General features: G+C 44.5%; 21 protein-coding genes. 4 read left to right on the top strand and 17 right to left on the bottom strand.

Features of this window, described 5'->3' with window-relative positions; all coding sequences use genetic code 11:
- Positions 1-37: 37 nt before the first annotated feature.
- The 3 genes from pyrH to rpsB all read right to left on the bottom strand — a co-directional run bounded on the left by pyrH (position 38) and on the right by rpsB (position 2,627).
- Entirely contained in the window at positions 38-763 is a 726-nt protein-coding gene (pyrH, locus tag JCM16456_RS03380) for a UMP kinase (RefSeq protein WP_068712374.1), read from the bottom strand.
- A 158-nt stretch (positions 764-921) separates the two neighbouring features.
- Positions 922-1,764, bottom strand: a complete 843-nt coding sequence (tsf, locus tag JCM16456_RS03375; RefSeq protein ID WP_068712372.1) for a translation elongation factor Ts — start codon at positions 1,762-1,764, stop codon at positions 922-924.
- 134 nt (positions 1,765-1,898) lie between these two features.
- Positions 1,899-2,627 (bottom strand): 30S ribosomal protein S2, encoded by a 729-nt coding sequence (gene rpsB / locus JCM16456_RS03370; protein WP_068712370.1) that lies wholly within the window; start codon positions 2,625-2,627, stop codon positions 1,899-1,901.
- 340 nt (positions 2,628-2,967) lie between these two features.
- Here rpsB and map point away from each other — a divergent pair, with 340 nt between their 5' ends.
- The 3 genes from map (at position 2,968) to JCM16456_RS03355 (ending at position 7,053) form a co-directional block, all read left to right on the top strand.
- Entirely contained in the window at positions 2,968-3,810 is an 843-nt protein-coding gene (gene map / locus JCM16456_RS03365; protein ID WP_068712368.1) for a type I methionyl aminopeptidase, read from the top strand.
- A 108-nt stretch (positions 3,811-3,918) separates the two neighbouring features.
- Entirely contained in the window at positions 3,919-6,543 is a 2,625-nt protein-coding gene (gene glnD / locus JCM16456_RS03360; protein ID WP_068712365.1) for a bifunctional uridylyltransferase/uridylyl-removing protein GlnD, read from the top strand.
- 126 nt (positions 6,544-6,669) lie between these two features.
- Entirely contained in the window at positions 6,670-7,053 is a 384-nt protein-coding gene (locus JCM16456_RS03355; protein ID WP_068712363.1) for a DUF3461 family protein, read from the top strand.
- Between the two features lie 87 nt (positions 7,054-7,140).
- Here the strand turns inward: JCM16456_RS03355 and pgpA are convergent, their stop codons facing one another.
- From pgpA to JCM16456_RS03285, 14 genes are all read right to left on the bottom strand, one after another.
- Positions 7,141-7,644: a phosphatidylglycerophosphatase A gene (gene pgpA / locus JCM16456_RS03350; protein WP_068712361.1), complete on the bottom strand. Its 504-nt coding sequence runs from the start codon at positions 7,642-7,644 to the stop codon at positions 7,141-7,143.
- 1 nt (position 7,645) lies between these two features.
- Positions 7,646-8,614, bottom strand: a complete 969-nt coding sequence (gene thiL, locus JCM16456_RS03345; protein ID WP_068712359.1) for a thiamine-phosphate kinase — start codon at positions 8,612-8,614, stop codon at positions 7,646-7,648.
- 159 nt (positions 8,615-8,773) lie between these two features.
- Positions 8,774-9,244, bottom strand: a complete 471-nt coding sequence (gene nusB / locus JCM16456_RS03340; RefSeq protein ID WP_068712357.1) for a transcription antitermination factor NusB — start codon at positions 9,242-9,244, stop codon at positions 8,774-8,776.
- Positions 9,244-9,714: a 6,7-dimethyl-8-ribityllumazine synthase gene (gene ribH / locus JCM16456_RS03335; protein WP_068712355.1), complete on the bottom strand. Its 471-nt coding sequence runs from the start codon at positions 9,712-9,714 to the stop codon at positions 9,244-9,246. The genes nusB and ribH overlap by 1 nt, the downstream gene beginning before the upstream one ends.
- Positions 9,715-9,856: 142 nt before the next feature.
- Entirely contained in the window at positions 9,857-10,966 is a 1,110-nt protein-coding gene (gene ribBA, locus JCM16456_RS03330) for a bifunctional 3,4-dihydroxy-2-butanone-4-phosphate synthase/GTP cyclohydrolase II (RefSeq protein WP_068712353.1), read from the bottom strand.
- Positions 10,967-11,025: 59 nt separating this feature from the next.
- Entirely contained in the window at positions 11,026-11,682 is a 657-nt protein-coding gene (locus JCM16456_RS03325) for a riboflavin synthase (RefSeq protein ID WP_068712351.1), read from the bottom strand.
- Between the two features lie 12 nt (positions 11,683-11,694).
- A complete protein-coding gene (ribD, locus tag JCM16456_RS03320; protein WP_068712349.1) occupies positions 11,695-12,795 on the bottom strand; it encodes a bifunctional diaminohydroxyphosphoribosylaminopyrimidine deaminase/5-amino-6-(5-phosphoribosylamino)uracil reductase RibD in 1,101 nt (366 codons plus the stop codon).
- Between the two features lie 12 nt (positions 12,796-12,807).
- Entirely contained in the window at positions 12,808-13,257 is a 450-nt protein-coding gene (gene nrdR, locus JCM16456_RS03315; protein ID WP_068712348.1) for a transcriptional regulator NrdR, read from the bottom strand.
- A 103-nt stretch (positions 13,258-13,360) separates the two neighbouring features.
- Entirely contained in the window at positions 13,361-14,611 is a 1,251-nt protein-coding gene (locus JCM16456_RS03310; protein WP_068712345.1) for a glutamate-5-semialdehyde dehydrogenase, read from the bottom strand.
- Positions 14,612-14,620: 9 nt separating this feature from the next.
- Positions 14,621-15,754 (bottom strand): glutamate 5-kinase, encoded by a 1,134-nt coding sequence (gene proB / locus JCM16456_RS03305; protein ID WP_068715866.1) that lies wholly within the window; start codon positions 15,752-15,754, stop codon positions 14,621-14,623.
- 140 nt (positions 15,755-15,894) lie between these two features.
- Entirely contained in the window at positions 15,895-16,266 is a 372-nt protein-coding gene (crl, locus tag JCM16456_RS03300) for a sigma factor-binding protein Crl (protein ID WP_068712343.1), read from the bottom strand.
- 99 nt (positions 16,267-16,365) lie between these two features.
- Positions 16,366-17,613, bottom strand: coding sequence for an esterase FrsA (gene frsA / locus JCM16456_RS03295; RefSeq protein WP_068712341.1), 1,248 nt, complete (start codon positions 17,611-17,613; stop codon positions 16,366-16,368).
- Positions 17,614-17,883: 270 nt separating this feature from the next.
- Positions 17,884-18,348 (bottom strand): xanthine phosphoribosyltransferase, encoded by a 465-nt coding sequence (gpt, locus tag JCM16456_RS03290; protein ID WP_068712339.1) that lies wholly within the window; start codon positions 18,346-18,348, stop codon positions 17,884-17,886.
- A 34-nt stretch (positions 18,349-18,382) separates the two neighbouring features.
- The gene (locus JCM16456_RS03285; protein WP_068712337.1) at positions 18,383-19,672 is read right to left on the bottom strand and encodes an NCS2 family permease; all 1,290 of its coding nucleotides are present in this window, start codon (positions 19,670-19,672) and stop codon (positions 18,383-18,385) included.
- Positions 19,673-20,163: 491 nt separating this feature from the next.
- On the opposite strand from JCM16456_RS03285, the gene gabT reads away from it, so the two are divergent.
- Positions 20,164-21,438, top strand: coding sequence for a 4-aminobutyrate--2-oxoglutarate transaminase (gene gabT / locus JCM16456_RS03280; protein ID WP_068712335.1), 1,275 nt, complete (start codon positions 20,164-20,166; stop codon positions 21,436-21,438).
- The last annotated feature ends 444 nt before the right edge of the window (positions 21,439-21,882 follow it).

Here is a 21,882-nt window from a genome sequence, read left to right as displayed (position 1 = left end):
TATCACCTTAATTTTTTATCTCGAGTGTGATTATACTTTAAGCGCTGATCAGCGTGCCTTCCGTTTCACCCATAACAACACGGCGCAATGCACCTGGTTTGTTCATGTTGAAAACGCGAATTGGCATAGAGTGATCGCGAGCCAGCGTAAATGCTGCCAAATCCATCACTTTCAGCTCTTTATCAAGCACATCATTGTAAGCAAGCTTATCATACAGTTGTGCTTCTGGGTTAGCTACAGGATCAGCACTGTAAACTCCATCAACTTTTGTTGCTTTCAATACAACATCCGCTTCGATTTCAATACCACGTAAACACGCAGCAGAATCGGTGGTGAAGAAAGGATTGCCTGTACCTGCAGAGAAAATCACTACGCGACCATCACGTAGTTGGCTGATAGCTTCAGCCCAGTTGTAGTCATCACATACGCCGTTAAGAGGAATAGCAGACATAACGCGAGCGTTAACATAGGCACGATGTAGTGCATCACGCATAGCCAGACCGTTCATTACTGTTGCCAGCATCCCCATATGGTCACCAACAACACGGTTCATACCCGCTTGAGCTAGGCCGGCTCCACGGAACAAGTTTCCGCCCCCGATGACAACACCAACTTGAACCCCTAGTTCTACCAGTTCTTTAATCTCTTGAGCCATACGGTCAAGAACGGCTGGGTCAATACCAAAACCTTCTTCACCTTGTAGAGCTTCACCGCTAAGTTTTAACAAAATCCGTTGATATGCTGGTTTAGGGTTCGTTGTCATGGATCTTACCTTTAAAAGAGTGATTAATTAACAGTCAAGGATAGATTCTAAATGGGAAAGCCTACGTTTAGAACCAATTCGTCACAGCTAATGGAACGGTAGTCGTAAAAAGACCGCAGCCTAAGCTACGGTCTTTAATTAGGCAATATCGTAAAAGATTAACCTTTTTGAGCTGCAGCTACTTCTTCTGCAAAGCTCATTTCTTCTTTCTTCTCGATACCTTCACCTACTTCTAGGCGAATGAAACCAGATACTGTAACGCCAGCTTCTTTAAGCACGTCGCCAACAGTTTTCTTAGGTTCCATGATGAAAGCTTGACCAGTTAGAGAGATTTCGCCAGTGAATTTCTTCATACGGCCAACAACCATTTTCTCTGCGATTTCAGCTGGTTTGCCTTCGTTCATAGCGATTTCAACTTGAACTTGTTTCTCTTTTTCAACTACGTCAGCAGGAACGTCAGAAGGATCTAGGTATTCTGGACGTGATGCAGCAACGTGCATTGCAACGTGTTTAAGAGTTTCTGCGTCGCCTTCACCAGCAACAACAACACCGATTTTCTCGCCGTGACGGTAAGAAGCAACGTGTGCACCATCTAGGTATGCAACGCGACGGATGTTGATGTTTTCGCCGATTTTAGCAATAAGAGCAACGCGAGTTTCTTCGAATTTAGCTTGAAGTTCTTCAACAGAAACTTTAGCTTCAGCAGCAACAGTTGCTACTTCTTCAGCGAATGCTTTAAAACCAGTGTCTTTAGCAACGAAGTCAGTTTGGCAGTTGATTTCAACTAGTGCAGCAAAACCGTTGCCTTCTTTGATGATGATAGTGCCTTCAGCAGCAACGTTACCCGCTTTTTTAGCCGCTTTAGCAGCGCCGCTTTTACGCATGTTTTCGATCGCTAGCTCGATGTCACCGTCAGTTTCAACAAGTGCTTTCTTACATTCCATCATACCTGCGCCAGTACGTTCGCGCAGTTCTTTTACTAGAGCAGCAGTAACAGCCATTCTCTATTCCTCAGTTTAATTCTGGAGTTGGTAAAAATTGGGGGCCTATATCTTCGGCCCCCAATGCTAACTATAACCTAGCTTACAATGACAACTTAATGACACTGCCAACTAAGTGTGACTTAGAGCCGCTATTATTCAGCTTCTACGAAACCGTCTTTTTCAGCGATTGCAGCAACATCTTTGTTGCGACCTTCGTTTACAGATTCAGCAGCAGCGTTCAGGTAAAGTTGAACAGCGCGGATTGCGTCGTCGTTACCTGGAATGATGTAGTCGATACCGTCTGGGTTAGAGTTAGTATCAACAACTGCGAATACTGGAATACCTAGGTTGTTTGCTTCTTTAACAGCGATGTGCTCGTGATCAGCGTCGATTACGAATAGAGCATCTGGAAGACCGCCCATGTCTTTAATACCACCAAGAGATTTCTCTAGCTTCTCCATTTCGCGAGTACGCATTAGAGCTTCTTTCTTAGTCAGTTTGTCAAAAGTACCGTCAGTAGATTGGTTTTCTAGATCTTTCAGACGTTTGATTGATTGACGAACAGTTTTCCAGTTAGTCAGCATACCGCCCAACCAGCGGTTGTTAACGTAGAATTGGTTGCTAGCGATAGCAGCTTCTTTAACAGCTTCAGATGCAGCGCGTTTAGTACCAACGAAAAGAACTTTACCTTTTTTCTCGCCAATTTTGTTTAGCTCAGCTAGAGCTTCATTGAACATTGGTACAGTTTTTTCTAGGTTGATGATATGAACTTTGTTACGAGCGCCAAAGATGAATGGCTTCATTTTTGGGTTCCAGTAACGAGTTTGGTGACCGAAGTGAACACCAGCTTTAAGCATATCGCGCATTGATACAGTTGCCATTATATAATCCTCTATGGGGTTAGGCCTCCACATTCCCCATGCATCCGACCCTTAATGGGCACCCCGGAACACGTGACGGAATGTGTGTGAAATTAAAAGTTAAGTTTAAACACCAAATCTGCTTCGCCATAAATGAAGAAAACAGACCTAGAGTTCGGCGCGCTTTATACCATATTTTGCCCTGTTATGGCTAGAAAAAAATGATATCGGCGATTGTTCACCCTATCGTTATTGCGATGTATTCTTATTCGTATTAAACAGATTATTGCGCTTCATCGCTCGGCTGTTACAATATTGCCCATCGCACATACCCGTGCTCGAATACAAATTGAGAAAGCCGATGTCTGTAATTATTAAGAACGCTGAAGAAATTGAAAAGATGCGCGTCGCTGGTCGTTTGGCCGCTGAAGTGCTAGAAATGATCGAACCTCATGTAAAACCAGGTGTTACCACTGAGGAATTAGATCAAATCTGCCACAAATACATCACAGAAGTTCAGGACGCGATTCCTGCACCACTGAACTACCACGGTTTCCCTAAATCTATCTGTACTTCAATTAATCATATTGTTTGTCATGGTATTCCAGCAACACAAGATGGCGAATACGGTCCTTATGTCCGCCCTGCGGTACTTAAAGATGGCGACATCATGAACATCGATATCACCGTAATCAAAGATGGTTACCACGGTGATACATCAAAAATGTTCTTGGTCGGCGACGTTTCCCCTGCTGACAAACGTTTATGTTTTGTTGCTCAAGAATGTTTGTATATCGCACTGAAAAAAGTAAAACCAGGAGCTCAGCTTGGTGAAATCGGTACTGCGATTGAAAAACATGTCAAAGCCAATAACAAAAATAATCCAACGATGAAATTCTCTATCGTTCGTGATTATTGTGGTCACGGTGTGGGTGCTGGCTTCCACGAAGAGCCACAAGTAGTTCACTACCGTAATAATGACCGAACTATCCTTCGCGAAGGTATGATCTTCACCATCGAACCTATGATTAACGCTGGTAAGTTCGGTTGTCGCCTTGACGAAGAAGACGATTGGACGGTTTACACTGCTGACGGTAAAAACTCAGCCCAGTGGGAACATACCCTACTGGTAACCAAAGAGGGTTGTGAAATCCTAACATTGCGTAAAGACGAAACCATTCCTCGTCACTTCAACAACGCATAAGCACTTTTCAGCTTCAATATGTATCCCAGCCTTGCTGGGATATTTTTTTATCTGAGCCAATCTGCTACAGTCTGATTCAGTTGGAATCTACTCGCATGGAATGCAGTTATGCCTTTTCAATCTCCCAAAACTTTTCAGGACGAACAATTAATTCTTCCTGAAATCAAAAAACAACTCGATCATTTTGCAGCTTATCAAAAAGAGCAATTTCTCCTGCGTGAGCCGATTGCCGATTTGGTCCATGGTCGCTCTTACTACATGGATGAGCTACTACAGCGTCTATGGAGTTTCTACCACTTTGATCGTATCGAAGAGATAGCCCTAGTTGCTGTTGGTGGCTACGGACGTGGTGAATTACACCCGCTCTCAGATATCGACATTTTGGTGGTATCGCAACACGCACTACCAGAAGAATTAGCACTGAAGATCAGTGAATTCATCACTTTTTTGTGGGATTTACGTCTTGAAGTAGGTCATGCAGTGCGCACTGTTACTCAATGCGCCGAGATCGGTAGCGAAGATCTCACCGTGGCAACCAACTTACAAGAAGCTCGATTACTGTGTGGTTGCGCAGATACCTTTCACCATCTAAAAATGGTGATTTTATCGGAATCGTTTTGGCCAAGTGAGACCTTTTACCGAGCTAAGATTCAAGAACAAAAAGAGCGTCATGGTCGTTATCATGACACCACTTACAACCTTGAGCCCGATATAAAAAATACACCGGGAGGGTTGCGTGATATCCATACGTTAGGTTGGGTTGCTCGCCGCCACTTTGGTGCTACTTCACTGTATGAGATGAGTCGCTTCGGTTTTTTAACTGATGCCGAGTATCGAGAACTGCTTGAGTGCCAAGACTTTCTCTGGCGCGTACGCTTTGCTTTGCACCTTGAACTCAAACGTTACGACAACCGCCTGACCTTTGCTCACCAAGCACAAGTTGCCGAACATTTGGGTTTTACCGGCGAAGCAAACCGTCCGGTCGAGATGATGATGAAAGAGTTTTATCGAACACTACGCCGCGTAGTAGAACTCAATCGCATGTTACTCATGTTGTTTAACCAAGCCATCCTCAATAATGGCGAAGAAGATGAACCACAAGTGATTGACGAAGATTTTCAACAACGTGGTAACCTCATCGAAGCGCGTAAACCAGCACTATTTCAAGCTCGGCCAGAAACCATTTTGGATATGTTCCTACATATGGCGAATGACTCATCGATTGAAGGGGTTGCACCAACAACGATGCGCCAATTACGCACCGCCAGACGCCGCTTGAACTTATTCCTGCATTCGATTCCTGAAGCTCGTGAAAAATTCATGGAGCTGGTGCGACATCCGAATGCCTTACAAAATGCCTTTCCACAAATGCATGAACTCGGTGTGCTCGCGACCTATTTGCCACAATGGAGTCATATTGTAGGCCAAATGCAGTTCGACCTTTTTCATGTTTATACTGTGGATGAACATAGTGTACGGCTACTGAAACACATCAATAAGTTTAACGATCCAAACAACTATGAAAAACACCCCATCTGCTGCGAAATTTATCCCCGCACCCAGAAAAAAGAGCTACTGACTTTAGCGGCAATTTTCCACGACATTGGCAAAGGTCGCGGTGGAGACCACTCAGAAATAGGCGCTGTTGAAGCTTATGATTTTTGTTTAGAACATGGATTATCTAAGCCAGAAGCGCGATTAGTCTCTTGGCTAGTGCAAAATCACTTATTGATGTCAGTGACGGCCCAGCGTCGTGACATTTATGACCCAGAGGTGATCATTACGTTTGCCAAAACAGTTCGAGATGAAGAATATCTCGATGCATTAGTCTGTTTAACGGTGGCCGATATTTGCGCGACTAACCCTGAGCTGTGGAACAGTTGGAAACGTACCTTACTTGCAGAACTCTATTATTCCACCCAAAGAGCATTGCGGCGCGGTTTAGAAAACCCCGTCGATGTGCGCGAACGTATTCGCCATAATCAGCAAATGGCATCGGCATTACTGCGTAAAGAAGGCTTCTCACCACAGCAAATCGACATGCTATGGTTACGGTTTAAGGCTGATTATTTTTTACGCCATACCCATAAACAAATCGCTTGGCATTGCGGTCAGCTATTACGCTTGGAAGACCCTACACAGACATTAGTACTTATCAGTAAAAAACCGACCCGGGGTGGTACTGAGATCTTTGTCTACACCAAAGACCAACCCGCCCTATTTGCCAGTGTAGTGGCCGAATTAGACCGTCGTAATTTGAACGTCCACGACGCGCAGATTATGACCAGCAAAGATGGCTATGTATTGGATACCTTTATGGTACTAGACCAGAATGGCGCAGCGATTGACGAGCAATCTCACCCTGCCTTAATTGGTCAATTAGAGAAAGTGTTGCAACATACCGACTCACATAAAGGCAAAACTCGCCGCATTCCTAGAAACTTGAAACACTTTAAAGTCGCCACCCAAGTGGACTTTTTGCCCACCCGCAGCCGCAAACGCACTTTGATAGAATTAGTGGCCTTGGACACACCTGGACTACTTGCCACCATCGGTGCAACATTTGCTGATCTAAACTTAGATTTGCACGGAGCAAAAATCACTACGATTGGGGAACGAGCTGAGGACTTATTTATTCTCACGAGTACCAATGGTGGCCGATTAAATCAAGAGGAAGAAGAGCAGCTACGTCAATCATTGATTGACAATATATCTGAGCTTGCTCCCAACTAACTTATGAGTTAAAGCGATCTTGTCCACAAAGTGATGGTTTTTTCTGCATCTGGCTCTATCTACCACGAAGTCTGGCTGCTACATTGGATTGGATCGTTTTCTCTTTGATATAAATAGAGGTTTCTTATGTTTCCACACCTAAATGGTTTAGGTATTCAGGATCCTACACTGATTGAGCGTTATTCACTTCGTCAGGAAGCACATAAGGACGTGCTGAAAATTTACTTCAAAAAACAGAAAGGCGAACTGTTTGCGAAAAGCGTTAAGTTTAAGTTTCCTCGCCAAATTAAAAATGTGTTAGTTGATGGTGGCACTCATCAATACAAAGAAATTACGGAAATTAGCCGTAACCTCACTTTGATAATTGATGAGCTGAATAAGATCACTAAACCAGAAGTCAAACCCGAAGTCGATGTGAAAGAGAAGATCCTTACCGACTTACGTCATCTGGAAAAAGTCGTCGCGAGTAAAATTGCTGAGATAGAATCGGACCTCGCAAAGCTAAAATAGTTCTTACTTAACCGTTTTTAGTGAGATAGCAAAACGCCTGCTTGATGCAGGCGTTTTTGTTTTACAGAAAAATATCACAGATGATGACTAGATCCAGTTAGCCCAATGGCCAATACCAAATAGACACAAGCCAGCAATCACACCTGCCACTAAATCATCAATCATAATACCTAACCCGCCATGCACGCGTTTATCCAGCCAACTGATTGGCCAAGGTTTAAGCATGTCAAAAAAGCGAAATAGGACAAAACCGGTCAGTACCCAGCGCCAATCAAGCACTGAAATCCCAAGCAAAGGGACAATCAACATGGTGATCCAAAAACCAGCGAATTCGTCCCATACTATCGAGCCGTGATCATGTACTCCCATGTCATCAGAAGTGATCTGACAAATTTTAATCCCCACAATAGAGGCAATTACGACCACTACAACGTAGAGGATGACAGGCAATTGACCAAGCAAAAGAAAAAATGGCACTGAAGCTAATGTTCCCATCGTGCCCGGCACGACAGGTGAAAGTCCACTACCAAAGCCAGTCGCCAAAAGATGCCAAGGATTAGCGAGAGAGAGTCGTTGTTTAGGAGAGGTCATACTACGCCTTAAAATGATCGTATCCGTTGATTTGCCAATCAACGGCTTGGCCTTTATTGTGCAATTCAAACACACCTTGAGGACGAATTTGACCAATACAGGTCACTTTGGTCCCAGTGTGAGCGAGTGCATTCTCTACAGTGCTACGCTGCTCTGCTGGCACCGTAAAGCAAAGTTCATACTCTTCACCACTGGTCAGTGCATATTGAGTCGCCAATGTCTCATCCCCACAATAGGCAAGTAACTCAGAGGAATAAGGGAGCTGGCTAACATCAATGCTCGCACCAACGCCCGAACAGTTTAGGATATGACGCAGGTCGGCAATCAAACCATCGGAAATATCCACTGCAGCAGAAGCATGTGGTAACAGAGCTTGACCAACCACAATACGTGGTGTGGAAATATAGTGACGTTTTTCCAATTCCAAAGCAAAAGGTTTCGTACGCAGTGCACTATCTAAAATGACATCCAGCCCCGCCTTGCTATCCCCAAGCTCTCCGGTCACAAAAATCCAGTCACCCACTTTAGCGCCGCTACGCATCAAGGCTGTGGATTCAGGAATAAAACCTTGTACTGTTAAAGTCATACTAAGCGGGCCACGCGTTGTATCACCACCGATCAATTGCAGATGATAGTAATTAGCGAGCTCAAAAAAGGTATCACAAAATGGCGCAAGCCACACTTCATCCATTTCCGGCAAAGTTAAGGCAAGTGATACCCATGCAGGAGTGGCCCCCATCGCAGCAAGATCACTTAAGTTAGAAGCCAATGCTTTGTGGGCCACCCATGCTGGGTTAGCGCTAGCAAGAAAATGGGTGCCCGCGACGAGAGTATCGGTACTGAGAGCGATACGCACATTCTCTGGCGCTTTTACGATGGCACAATCGTCACCAAGCGACAGATGAACGTCTTTACGATTCACCTGTCTATCTGACAGGTATCTCTGTATAAAATCAAATTCACCAGGCATGAGCTTTTTTCCTAGAATCAGGTTGACGTAAAACAGCGAACCAAGTGGCTCGCGTTCTGCCCTTTGATTTATGGTCTACGTTGTTTAGGGCAGATGCCTGTGACAAATCACAGGTAATAAAAAAGGTCAGCAATGCTGACCTTAGGATTGTATCGCGAATTACGCTTTTTTGCGCACATGAGGTGCTGCTTTATCCAGCACTCCGTTCACAAACTTATGACTTTCTTCTGCAGCAAAAACTTTAGCTAGTTCAATAGCTTCATTAATTACTACTTTGTACGGTACATCTTCACGACGTGTCATTTCGTACATAGCTAAACGCAACAACGCCAGCTCCATCAAATCCAAGTCTTGCATTGGACGAGAAACGAAAGGACGAAGTTTGCTGTCTAACTCTTTGTGGCTAAGGACCACACCGGTCAGCAGGTCACGGAAGTATTCAACATCGGTTTCAGGCGCAGCAAGTGCTGGCTCAGATGCGCGATGCTCTTCCTCATCATATTTGCCACCAGAAAGGAATTGTTCTTCAATCGTAGCCACATTTTCATGTGTAATTTGCCACGAATAAATAGCTTGTAGTGCAAATTGACGTGCATTACGACGTGCGGCTGGTTTCACACTGGCCCCCATTAGGAATCAATTTCAGAAAGAACATTAATCATTTCAAGCGCGCTCAGTGCAGCCTCTGCACCTTTATTACCAGCCTTGGTTCCTGCGCGTTCAATTGCTTGATCAATTGTATCAACTGTTAGCACACCAAAAGCAACAGGGATACTGTACTCTAGTGATACGTGTGCTAACCCTTTATTCATCTCACTACTTACGTATTCGAAGTGTGGTGTACCACCACGGATTACTGTGCCAAGAGAAATAATCGCATCGAATTTGCCAGTTTTAGCAACACGTTGCGCAACTAGAGGGAGTTCAACAGCACCAGGGCAACGAACGACGGTAATGTTATCATCAGCAACCTGACCATGACGCTTCAAAGTATCGATGGCACCAGACAGTAAACTTTCATTGATAAAACTGTTAAAACGAGAAATTACAATTGCAATTTTCGCACTTGGCGCTGGGAAGCCACCTTCGATCACTTTCATAAGCTATCCTTTAAACTCTAATCATCACGTGAGAATCGCCGGATTCTAGCACAAATTTGTGAGGCATATCTAATAGTATTTACGCCAAAACCAACCCGCCCCCACAGCACACTTGCTGTGGAGGAAGGTCTTGATCAAATACTTATTGGCAAACGTATTCGACGACGTTTAAACCAAAGCCACCGAGAGAGTGGTATTTTTTATTTTCGGAAGAGAGTAAACGCATATTACTCACCCCTAAATCGGCTAGGATTTGCGACCCTACACCTACTCGACGCGACGTGCCTGGCTTTTTAGCCATCGCTGGAGCTTCACCTTTATCTTGCATTTCAAATGCTTTCACACGGTGAATCAGTAAATCGCTGCTCTCTTCTTTACCCAAAATAACCAGCACACCACCTTCGTTACCAATACGTGTCATGGCTTGGTCTAGGGTCCAACTCCGATCAGAGTTACGATTACTGCGTAGTAAATCAGTAAAGGTGTCTTGCAGATGTACACGCACCAAAGGCGCATCATCCGCTAAATCGCCCTTCACCAATGCGTAATGAACTTGATCATCAATCACATCTCGATACGTCACCAAATCAAATTCACCAAATTCAGTCGGCAATTTGCACTGAGCAACACGTTCAATGGTGGTTTCGGTGTTGTTACGGTATTCGATTAAAGCAGCAATAGTCCCCAGTTTAATATCGTGTTTTTCAGCAAACACTTCTAAATCAGGACGACGTGCCATGGTGCCATCATCATTGAGGATTTCAACGATCACTGAAGCAGGTTCAAGCCCAGCTAAACGCGCTAAATCGCATCCAGCTTCGGTATGGCCTGCGCGCATTAATACGCCTCCCTCTTGCGCTGCAAGTGGAAACACATGGCCCGGCTGAACTAAGTCCGCTGCTTTGGCATCTTGAGCGACTGCTGCTTGTACGGTTCGTGCGCGATCTGCTGCTGAAATACCAGTGGTAACCCCCTCCGCGGCTTCAATAGACACGGTAAAAGCGGTCGAAAATTGCGCTCCGTTATCTTTAACCATCGGATTAAGGCCAAGACGCGCACAACGTTCTTTGGTTAACGTAAGACAGATCAGGCCGCGACCATGAGTCGCCATAAAGTTAATCGCTTCTGGCGTTACAAACTCAGCCGCCATAATGATATCACCTTCATTTTCACGGTCTTCATCATCCATAAGAATGACCATTTTTCCTTGGCGAATATCATCGATAATTTCTTGAGGCGTACTAATTGTCATACTACTTATCCTATTGCATCATCATTGATCAAATGTCGTGCTTTGCTTAAACATACCGTTTAAGCAAAGCCATTTTGTTGTAAGAATTCTAGCGTAATTCGAGATTCTGGTTGAGTTTCTGCTTCACTGCCACGCAGTAAACGCTCCATGTAGCGAGCCAACACATCCACTTCCAAATTAACTTTACGCCCAACTCGAAATGAATCGATTGTTGTTTCGGATGTAGTGTGCGGCACAATCGTCAACTTAAACGCATTTTTACGTAAGTCATTTACCGTCAGGCTGATACCATCAACGGTAATCGAGCCTTTCTCAGCCACATATTTCGATAGTTCAGCAGGCATTTGAACCCAAAACTCGATCGCACGTCCAACTGGATTACGCTCTACGATTTCACCCACACCATCCACATGGCCTGAAACAATATGACCACCAAAGCGAGTGGTCGGCAACATCGCCTTTTCTAAATTCACTTTGTCGCCAGCTTGGCTATCAACAAAACTCGACTTTTTAAGTGTTTCAACCGAAAGATCCGCTTGATAGGTATGCTGGTCAAAAGCCACTACGGTTAAACAAACCCCGTTAGTTGCAATACTGTCACCCAGTTTTACATCCGACATATCAAGGTTGCCCACTTCAACCGTAACCGTCACATCCTCACCTCGCGGGGTAATCGCACGTAACCGACCTACAGCTTCAACAATTCCAGTAAACATAATTGACTCTTCTTAATTCTTCGGCGTTAATACAACGCGAATATCTGGCCCAACTTGACGCAGATCTTTAATCGTAAAATTCTGTACTTGTGACATATCCGTTAACCCCAACGCTCCGAAAAGCCCACGGCCATCCGACCCCATAATTTTAGGGGCAAGATACAACACAATTTCATCCACCAGCTCTTGTTCAATAAACGATTTAGCTAGTGTCGCTCCCGCTTCAACCCAAACATGGTTGATATTATGTGCGCTGGCGAGTTGTTCAAGCGTATCCACTAACGATAACTGCTGGTCTTCATCCACAGCAACACAAATATCAGCTGCACTGTGAGCGACAGTCAAGACAGGCCCATCCGTTGCATATAACTTAAGCTCTGGTGTTAATTGATGTTGACGATCCAAGATAACGCGAGTTGGTTGACGCAGCTCTTGCTCGGGATACTCTTCTTGTATTGCTGTCGGCAGTTCACTCCAACGCACGTTCAATGAGGCGTTGTCAGCCACAACTGTTTGACTAGTCGAGAGCACAGCACTGGCAAGCGCGCGATAATGCTGAACATCTTTGCGAGCCTGAGGCGAGGTAATCCATTGGCTGCGACCATTCGCTAATGCGGTTTGTCCATCCAAACTGGCCGCCATTTTCAGTTGTACATAAGGACGACCACGCTCCATACGGGTTAAAAACGCTGGATTTAACGCCCGAGCATCTTGCTCCAACAGCCCAACTAACACCTCAACTCCAGCCTCTTGCAGCATCCGAATACCACGCCCAGCGACTTGAGGGTTAGGATCGGTCATGGCACAAATCACTTTTGTCACCCCAGCCTTGATAAGACCTAAAGCACATGGCGGCGTTCGCCCGTAATGAGAACAAGGTTCAAGAGTAACGTAAGCCGTTGCACCAACGGCTTTTTCACCAGCCATACGCATCGCGTGAACTTCTGCATGAGGTTCACCTGCTTTGCGATGGTACCCCTCCCCGACGATTTGTTCGCCAAGCGCAATGACGCAACCAACATTAGGATTAGGAGTGGTAGTAAATATCCCGCGCTTAGCGAGGCTAATCGCACGGGACATCATTTGATGATCAAAAGAGGTAAATTGAGGCATATTGAATTTGAGTTAATCTTCAAGCTTGGCGATTTCTTCGCCAAATTCACGAACATCTTCAAAACTACGATAAACCGACGCAAAACGAATGTACGCGACTTTATCCAGTTCTTTTAGTTGTTCCATTACTAAGTTACCAATTAACTTACTTGGTACTTCTCGCTCACCCGTGGCTCGTAATTTCGATTTAATGGTACTGATGGCCAATTCGATCGAATCAGCGCTAACTGGGCGCTTTTCTAATGCGCGCTGCAATCCACCCACCATTTTATTTTCATCAAATGGTTCTCGGTTGCCATTCGATTTTATTACCCGGGGCATAACCAGCTCAGCGGTTTCGAATGTGGTAAAGCGCTCACTACACGCTAAACACTGGCGACGACGGCGAACTTGATGGCCATCTGCAACCAGCCTTGAGTCGATCACTTTCGTATCGCTCGCAGAACAAAAAGGACAATGCATATCACCTCCATCTCAACGAATTCAAGTGTAACGGAATTCATTCTGGGAAGAAAAGAAAAAGGGGCCATCAGACCCCTTTTTACGTAACTTGATGGTAAAAGTGCTAGCTACGCGACAGATAATCCGCTTTTCCGACCCATTTGTAACTGGTTAACTCCTCAAGTCCCATAGGTCCTCGAGCATGTAACTTCTGAGTTGACACCGCTACTTCGGCACCAAGGCCAAACTGAGCGCCGTCAGTAAAGCGAGTGGAAGCATTCACATACACTGCAGCAGAGCCTGCTGAATTGATGAATTTTTCTGCATGGACAATCGAATTAGTCAAAATGGCATCCGAATGGCTCGCATTGTGTTCATGCATGTGCTCAATCGCTTCATCGACACCAGTCACCACTTTCACGCCCAAGGTATAACTCAGCCACTCGGTATCAAAATCACCATCTTGCGCGTCACGCACTTGGGGTGCATTAGCAAACCACTTGCTTGCAGAAGCATCCGTAACAAAAGTCACTTTATCTCCAATAGCAGTAATGAGCTGTGGTAGTAATTCATCTGCGACACATTGATGCACAAGTAAGGTATCAAGCGAGTTACAAGCAGAAGGACGCTGCGTTTTTGCGTTATCAATTACCGCGATAGCTCGCACTAAATCCGCACTCTCATCGACAAACATATGACTAATACCAAACCCACCGATAATAACGGGAATGGTACTGTTTTCTTTACACATCTTATGTAAACCAGCCCCGCCTCGCGGAATGATCATATCCACATAATCATCGAGTTTAAGAAGCTGTGAGACCAATTCACGGTCAGGTTTCTCAATGTACTGGACCGCAGCAGCTGGTAAATCGGCTTTGCTTAAGGCAGATTGAATCACTTTGACCAATTCCATATTGGAATGAAAGGTCTCTTTACCGCCTCGTAAAATGCTCGCATTACCGGTTTTTAAACACAGTGCGGCAATATCAATCGTCACGTTTGGGCGCGCTTCATAAATCACGCCAATCACACCCAATGGAACACGACGACGAGAAAGTGACATGCCATTTTCTAGCACGCGACTGTCAATTTCACTGCCAACGGGATCGTTTAACGCAATCACATTACGCACATCGGCTGCAATCGCACTAAGACGAGACTCATCAAGCAATAATCGGTCTAGCATCGCATCACTTAAACCAGCGGCTTTACCCGAAGCAATATCTTTGGCATTAGCCGCCAAAATGGCAGGAGCGTGAGCTTCCAACTCATCAGCAATGATCGCTAATGCTTGGTTTTTTTGGGCTGTTGGGGCAATCGCCAATTGAAAAGCCGCTTCTTTCGCCGCTTTTCCCATAATCGTTAAGTCCACACTCATCTCCTATTCTTGAATCACAACCATGTTGTCACGATGAATCACTTCTGAACCATGGTCATAACCAAGGATATCAAAGATCACTTTACTATGTTTACCTGCAATTTTAGCCAAGTCTTCACTCGAATAGGCCACTATGCCGCGTGCTTTTTGCTGGCCTTTACCATCCAAAACTCTAACTACAGCACCGCGAGCAAATACGCCACTCACACTAACAACACCTTTAGCCAGTAGGCTACTGCCTTTTGATTCAACTGCTCGGACTGCACCATCATCAATCACAACATCACCAGAAGATGAAGGTCCGGCAAGAATCCATGTTTTTCGATTCTCTAACGATTCTTCTAGTGGTAGAAAACGGGTTCCTTGCGGATGGTCACTCAGTGCATCAAAAATCACATTTGGCGCACGACCAGCGGCAATGATCACTTCCATACCGGCGCGACGAGCAATATCCGCAGCTTGCAGTTTGGTCGCCATACCGCCTGTGCCCAGCGTTGTACCACTACCGCCAGCAATTTTACGCAAGGTATCATCAATGGTTTTCACTTCTTTGATTAGCTCTGCACTCGGATCTTTACGCGGATCTGCCGTAAAAAGTCCTTTTTGGTCGGTAAGCAATAACAGTTTGTCGGCACCACATAAAATGCCCACTAATGCGGATAAGTTATCGTTATCACCGACTTTGATTTCATTGGTCGCTACCGCATCGTTTTCGTTAACCACGGGCACAATGCCATGCTCCACCAAAGCATGAATCATATCGCGAGCATTTAAGAAACGTTCACGGTCTTCCAAATCGGCACGCGTTAACAACATTTGGCCAATTTTGATTCCATAAATAGAGAACAAGCGTTCCCAAGCTTCAATCAACTGACTCTGCCCTACTGCCGCAAGTAACTGCTTACTTGAGATAGCGTTGGGCAGTGCGGGGTAACCAAGGTGTTCACGTCCGGCAGCGATGGCGCCAGAGGAGACGATCACAACATTGTGACCTTGTTTTTTCAGTTCAGCACACTGCCGCGCTAGTTCAACCATATGAGCGCGATCAAGAGCGAGTGTACCACCGGTAAGAACACTGGTTCCCAGCTTTACAACTATAGTATGCGTTGTATTGCCGCTTTGTTGATGTTTAGTCATGATTTCTTCTGTAATGGGAAAACATTTGAGAGTGGATGTTTTAACAATCAACCAGCCAATAAACAAGCAAAAAAGGTGCTTAAAGCACCTTTTTCTTAATGACCGGAATGTTCGTATGGTATACGACTAGATTGGTAGCGTTATTCTACCGAAGATAAGGATTTCGCAAAGCGCTCATCGAGCATTTTTGCCAATTTTTTCTCAAAGTCGCTTTGAGTTCTTTCCACTTCTGATTGAGCCGATTGAGGAATGGCATCGCCAACCCAATCACCTTCCAAATCATATCGACCTGAATGATATGTTGCTTCAAATCCTGAGTCGGTGGGTGTCAATATCATCCACCAGCCCCAAAATTCGCGTTTTTCCGGAGCCTTTTTGTCGTCCACACACACAGCGAGACAGTCAAACCAGTATGAACCATCTTTCGATTGTTCTTCACGCAAATAAGGACCTACAGTTTTGAAGGCGGCCAACAAACGAAAATGAGTAGGAAGCTTTGTCACTTCTGACATATTGACTCTCCATTTCAATAGTAAAGAAGGGCTATTACTTTTAAGAATCAGATGCTTAAAAAGTAACAGTTCCCACTCTTATCCAATTTGGTCAAAATGTCATCTGTAAAGTTCATCTTCTAGCCACTTTATTGCTAAATCGAGCGCTTGCTCATATCCTCGTGAAATTGTTTTGCTTTTTATTTGCGTAGCTTTGCCATATTGGCTAAACAGCGCCAACAGTTGATTATCTGAATGCGGGGATACAGGATCGCCTTCCAACCCTAAAGCTAAAATGGGCACTTTTGTGCGACGACTCGATAAAAAGCCCTGCACCTTCAAAGACCAAGCCATAATCTGCCCAGCCATACTATTGACATCAACGGCTTTTTTCCCCAAACGAGAAGCCAACACGTCAAGATACATTTTCGACATTTTTTTTAGTTTATCAGATGAAACAAATACATCATGAATGGGCGCTCCTAATGTGACACAAGCGCGAATCTTATCTGGCTCAAGAAAAGATAACCGAGCCATAGCATTGCCCCCAAAACGAAAACCAACTAAACCGACGCGACGATGATCGACCCATGGCAATGAGTGGAGTTGATTTAAGACTTCTTGATGCAATAGTGAAGAGTTTTCACTGATTGACCAATGACTACTAAAACCGATGGAAGGCATATCGAGCGTCAACATCGCAATATCACGCTGAGCTAAGTAATCACGAAACAGACGCCACATATCCGTTTGCAGGATATCCAAGCCACCACTCACAATCACCACCGGCTTTGGCGTATCGGTTTTTGCCAGATGCAAATGACCGATGATTTTTTTGTTTTGAAATGGAAACTCAAGACGCTTGATCACATAGCCTGTTTTTTTAGCCGCTTCTTGATACGCCGCGTTGGCCAACCCTTGTGCTTGGAGGGCCAAATTATCGTTTTTCAGATGTGGGTACCCAGCAATGCTGTAGCAAAGGGACGCACTGAACAACTCATCAGCGCCCTCCTCACCTTCGAGCTCTCTACCGCGCTGTTGATGGCGCATACCAAGTTTGTTCCATTCATAAGCCCAGTTACCACTGTGATAACCGATAACAGTATCAAGCCAATTATCTTCGCTGCGAGAATGTTTAGACGCTGCAATACGTGATAAAACTTCTTCTTGTTCAACAGGATCCACACCCTGCCAAGCCCATTGCAGCCGTCTCAAATTACGATACCAAGCAAATCCTTCACTCTGTTTTTTTTGCTCAAGAAACTCCAAACTACTTGGCATATAAGGAGTAAGAATCGAGGTTTCCTTAGCTTGTTTGTGTTTTTTAAATAACGTCTCGGAAAGGTTTTTACTTCGTTCTTCAGACATAACTGCACGTCTCAAATAATGGTGTCTAATGGCAGGTGACATGACACAACATTCCACTAAATGTATCTCATATCATCAAGAAAGGAGGCTTTAGAGTATCCCTCATAAACGGTGACTGTCTATGCTCAATCGTCTCGAACATGATACCAAAACCGCTATACCCAAGTAACCTTGAGATGCTGTTTCAGCGAAGACACTCCACCCTTGGGGTATATAGTAATAAAAAAAATGGCCCTACAAAGGGCCATTTTCTACTCAATTATGCAAGCTTTACTTTTGTTTACGGTTGATTGGCTCAACAAAAGACAGAGACAAATCCCATGGTTGCTCAATCCAAGTATCTTGTGGAATATCCACAATGTACTGATCAACCAAATCTTTGCCTGCTGGTTTAGCACAAACGGTCACAAATTTCGCTTTTGGGTACATTTCGCGGATTTTACGAGCTGTATCACCGCTATCAACCAAGTCGTCTACCACTAGGTAACCTTCACCATCGTGTTCTGGTGCTTTCACAACCGTCATGTCACGTTGATGATCATGGTCGTAGCTGGAGATACAAACTGTATCTACGTAACGAATACCCAATTCACGAGCGAGGATAGCTGCAGGAACCAAGCCACCACGGCTTACACCTAGGATACCTTTCCATTGTTCTGCAGGCATTTGTAGCTCAGCGAGCTCACGGCAGTACGCCTGCATATTGTCCCAAGTGATAACGAATTTTTTGCTCATTTGTATAACCTAAATTTGAAAAGTGTTGTACCGCTTATCCCATAGCGTATTTGATAACAAATACGATTGCCATAAACCAAACACTGACAGAAACTTCACGAGCTTTGCCACTTAGCAATTTGATAATAGCGTAGGAAATGAAACCAAAAGAAATACCTTCAGCAATCGAGTAAGTCATTGGCATCATGATACATGTAACGGCAGCAGGTGCCGCTTCTGTTAGGTCGTGCCAATCAACGTTAGCAAGACCAGAAAGCATAAGAACAGATACATACAGCAGCGCACCAGCTGTTGCATAAGCAGGGATCATACCTGCAACTGGTGAGAAGAATAATGCAAGCAGGAATAAAAAGCCAACAACAACTGCTGTTAAACCTGTACGACCACCAGCAGCAACACCTGCAGTACTTTCAACGAATGATGTCGTGTTCGATGTACCAAACAGTGCACCAATAGAAGTTGCTGTTGAGTCAGCAAGTAGAGCACGGTTTAGGCGAGGAAGTTTACCATCTTTATCGATCAAGCCCGCTTTAGTTGCAACGCCCATCAATGTACCAGCCGTATCAAAGATATCCACAAATAGGAATGCAAATACCACAGAAATCATACCGACTTGGAATACACCTGCGAAATCCAACTTAAGGAAAGTCGGAGCCATGCTTGGTGGCGCAGAGAAAATACCGTGGTATGGCACATCACCAAAGATAATACCCAAAACAGTAACACTTAAGATTGAAATCATTACTGCGCCAGTGACGTTACGATAAACCAAACCAACAGTGATGAAGAAACCAGCCGCCGCTAATAAACATTTCATTGACGTGATATCACCCAATGAAATCAAAGTTGCCGGGTTATCGACGATGATCCCAGCACTTTGTAGCGCGATAAACGCTAAAAACAGACCGATACCAGCAGAAATACCAGTACGTAAAGACATCGGAATCGAGTTGATAATCCATTCACGAATACGGAATAGGCTTAACAAAATAAAGATAACACCAGAGCAGAATACAGCTGCTAGTGCTACTTCCCATGAGTAGTTCATGCCTTTCACAACAGCAAAGGTAAAGAAGGCGTTCAAGCCCATACCTGGTGCTAATGCGATTGGGTAGTTAGCTACCAAACCCATGATAAAACAACCAGCAGCAGCGGCTAGACAGGTTGCTACGAATACTGAGTCACGATCCATCCCTGTTTCAGATAAAATCGCTGGGTTCACAAAAATGATGTAAGCCATTGTAAGGAAAGTAGTAATCCCCGCAATGACCTCAGTGCGAACGGTCGTACCGTGCTCACCGAGTTTGAAAAGTTTTTCCAGCATGTTCGATTCCTATAAAAGGTAAATTAGTAAACGGTTGCGTAATCGATTGGGCGCAGATTATAAAGTCATAAAATAACAAATTCCAGACAGAATTCGTTACTCATCACATTTTTCGCAGAAAATACTGCAAACAATCCGCTCGTTCTGCATAAGAATTAGGATCTTAGTTCCGTATAAAATTCATATGACAAAACAAATAACTCCTGACCAATTGTTCAGATTGATTTCTCACTCTTTACATTAGAATTGTCAAAGTGAGTCCTGAGTAAACTTTTCCCGACTTTTTGTATTATCTGGTACTACCTTTTTCTACTAACTGGTACTAAGTCTCCTGCTTTTTTGTCGCTAACATAACTTCATCAAAGCGATTGGATTGTCCGTTCACAAATCGCGCAAAAGCGCGCTCTATGGCATCGACGAATATTTGAATACTCAATACCTCTGCTTTGGTGGTTTTTATACCTCAGCTCGTTTTTATAAGGACATACATCATGACGAATCAGGAATGGCAAAGCCGTAAAGAAAAAGTAATCTGTAAAGGCGAAGCAAACCTAGCCCCGGTTTATGCAGCGAAAGCAAAAAATGCCACCATTACCGATATCGAAGGCAATGAGTACATCGATTTCGCAGCAGGTATTGCCGTCGTCAACACGGGTCACAGCCACCCTCGGATCGTTGAAGCAGTAAAAGCTCAACTGGAAAACTTTAGCCACACGTGCTCAACAGTGGTTCCTTACACCAGTTTTGTTGAGTTAGGAGAAGGCGTAGTAGATGCCGCTCCGGGTGATTTTGAAAAGAAAGCCGCTTTCTTAACCACAGGCTCTGAAGCAGTAGAAAACGCGATTAAATTTGCTCGCCATTTCACTGGTCGCCCTGGCGTCATTGCTTTTAAAGGCGGGTTCCACGGCCGTACCAATATGTGTATGGGGCTAACCGGTAAAGTGAACCCTTATAAAGCTGGGTTTGGTCCTTTCCCAAATAACGTGTATCACTTGCCTTACCCAAATGCGTATCACGGAGTCACGGAAGAAGAGAGCCTAGCCGCCTTTGATGACCTGTTTGCTTGTGATATTGAACCCACCCAAATTGCAGCGATCATTTTTGAGCCGATTCAAGGGGAAGGAGGCTTCTATCAAGCGCCAGCATCTTGGGTAAAAGCCATTCGTGAATTGAGTGACCAACATGGCATCGTGATGATTTGTGACGAAATCCAAAGTGGTTTCGCCCGAACTGGCCGTATGTTCGCTTGCGAACACTACGATGTGGTTCCTGATTTGATCACAATCGCAAAAGGTCTTGGCGGTGGCTTCCCTATCTCTGGAGTGGTAGGCCGAGCCGATATCATGGATCACCCGCAAGCGGGCGGCATTGGCGGCACTTATGCTGGTAATGCGATCGCATGTACCGCAGCGGTTGAAGTATTGAAGATCATCAAAGAAGAAAAACTGGTTGAGCGTGCCCAACACATTGGTTTGTTGTTTAAAGAGCAGCTAGAAAGCATGCAAAGCGTGATCCCACAAATTGGTGACATTCGCCAAGTAGGCGCTATGGTGGCTATCGAGCTCAACGATCCTGAAACAAAGGAACCTTTAGCAGCTTTAACCAAACAATTAGTTAAAGCATGTAATGAGAATGGTCTCATTCTGCTTTCTTGTGGCGTGAAAGGTAATGTCATTCGTTTCCTACCACCACTAACGATTGAATCAGAACTGGTTGTAAAAGGTTTAGAGATCGTCAAAGAACAGCTCCAAGCGTTAACTAAGTAGTGAATACCCGCTAACAACAGAAATAAAGCAGCTTTTCAGCTGCTTTATTCATTCCCTAAGCACATATCACGAATTTTAGGCAAAAAAAACGCCACCTCATAGTGAGATGGCGGTGAATCATGGTGAGCCCAAAACGGACTGCGAATGAATTCCAATAATAGGGGTGAACAAACTGTTCGAGTCACAAGGTTTGGTCACATAACCAGCACCTAATGATCAGTGATGTCATCGTCAGACACTCAAACACCACTGGGTAAACCTTTCAAGATCCGCCAAAAAACCTGACTGCTAACCGATTTTTTGATCTTCCTAAGAAGGATCTTCAAGACTCGTCCATTGAGCAATTTAACTTCAACATCGAAGTTGGTTACAAATATACCACCAAGAAAATTTATTACAATACTCATGGTGATAAAAATCACAATTTTTTCTATTATTGACTTA

This window comes from Vibrio tritonius (assembly GCF_001547935.1).
Classification (GTDB): Bacteria; Pseudomonadota; Gammaproteobacteria; order Enterobacterales; family Vibrionaceae; genus Vibrio; species Vibrio tritonius.
Note: the sequence above shows the minus strand (reverse complement) of the source record. Positions and strands in the feature narration are given on the sequence as shown.

What these genes read in the sequence shown, in the direction of transcription:
- glnD (WP_068712365.1), top strand. Translation starts at nt 3,919, where the DNA reads ATGCCTTTTCAATCTCCCAAAACTTTTCAGGACGAACAATTAATTCTT.
- rpsB (WP_068712370.1), bottom strand. Translation starts at nt 2,627, where the DNA reads ATGGCAACTGTATCAATGCGCGATATGCTTAAAGCTGGTGTTCACTTC.
- crl (WP_068712343.1), bottom strand. Translation starts at nt 16,266, where the DNA reads ATGTCAGAAGTGACAAAGCTTCCTACTCATTTTCGTTTGTTGGCCGCC.
- proB (WP_068715866.1), bottom strand. Translation starts at nt 15,754, where the DNA reads ATGACTAAACATCAACAAAGCGGCAATACAACGCATACTATAGTTGTA.
- JCM16456_RS03355 (WP_068712363.1), top strand. Translation starts at nt 6,670, where the DNA reads ATGTTTCCACACCTAAATGGTTTAGGTATTCAGGATCCTACACTGATT.
- gpt (WP_068712339.1), bottom strand. Translation starts at nt 18,348, where the DNA reads ATGAGCAAAAAATTCGTTATCACTTGGGACAATATGCAGGCGTACTGC.
- tsf (WP_068712372.1), bottom strand. Translation starts at nt 1,764, where the DNA reads ATGGCTGTTACTGCTGCTCTAGTAAAAGAACTGCGCGAACGTACTGGC.
- pyrH (WP_068712374.1), bottom strand. Translation starts at nt 763, where the DNA reads ATGACAACGAACCCTAAACCAGCATATCAACGGATTTTGTTAAAACTT.
- ribH (WP_068712355.1), bottom strand. Translation starts at nt 9,714, where the DNA reads ATGAAAGTGATCGAAGGTGGCTTCCCAGCGCCAAGTGCGAAAATTGCA.
- JCM16456_RS03325 (WP_068712351.1), bottom strand. Translation starts at nt 11,682, where the DNA reads ATGTTTACTGGAATTGTTGAAGCTGTAGGTCGGTTACGTGCGATTACC.
- ribBA (WP_068712353.1), bottom strand. Translation starts at nt 10,966, where the DNA reads ATGACAATTAGTACGCCTCAAGAAATTATCGATGATATTCGCCAAGGA.
- ribD (WP_068712349.1), bottom strand. Translation starts at nt 12,795, where the DNA reads ATGCCTCAATTTACCTCTTTTGATCATCAAATGATGTCCCGTGCGATT.
- map (WP_068712368.1), top strand. Translation starts at nt 2,968, where the DNA reads ATGTCTGTAATTATTAAGAACGCTGAAGAAATTGAAAAGATGCGCGTC.
- nrdR (WP_068712348.1), bottom strand. Translation starts at nt 13,257, where the DNA reads ATGCATTGTCCTTTTTGTTCTGCGAGCGATACGAAAGTGATCGACTCA.
- JCM16456_RS03285 (WP_068712337.1), bottom strand. Translation starts at nt 19,672, where the DNA reads ATGCTGGAAAAACTTTTCAAACTCGGTGAGCACGGTACGACCGTTCGC.
- gabT (WP_068712335.1), top strand. Translation starts at nt 20,164, where the DNA reads ATGACGAATCAGGAATGGCAAAGCCGTAAAGAAAAAGTAATCTGTAAA.
- frsA (WP_068712341.1), bottom strand. Translation starts at nt 17,613, where the DNA reads ATGTCTGAAGAACGAAGTAAAAACCTTTCCGAGACGTTATTTAAAAAA.
- pgpA (WP_068712361.1), bottom strand. Translation starts at nt 7,644, where the DNA reads ATGACCTCTCCTAAACAACGACTCTCTCTCGCTAATCCTTGGCATCTT.
- thiL (WP_068712359.1), bottom strand. Translation starts at nt 8,614, where the DNA reads ATGCCTGGTGAATTTGATTTTATACAGAGATACCTGTCAGATAGACAG.
- nusB (WP_068712357.1), bottom strand. Translation starts at nt 9,244, where the DNA reads ATGGGGGCCAGTGTGAAACCAGCCGCACGTCGTAATGCACGTCAATTT.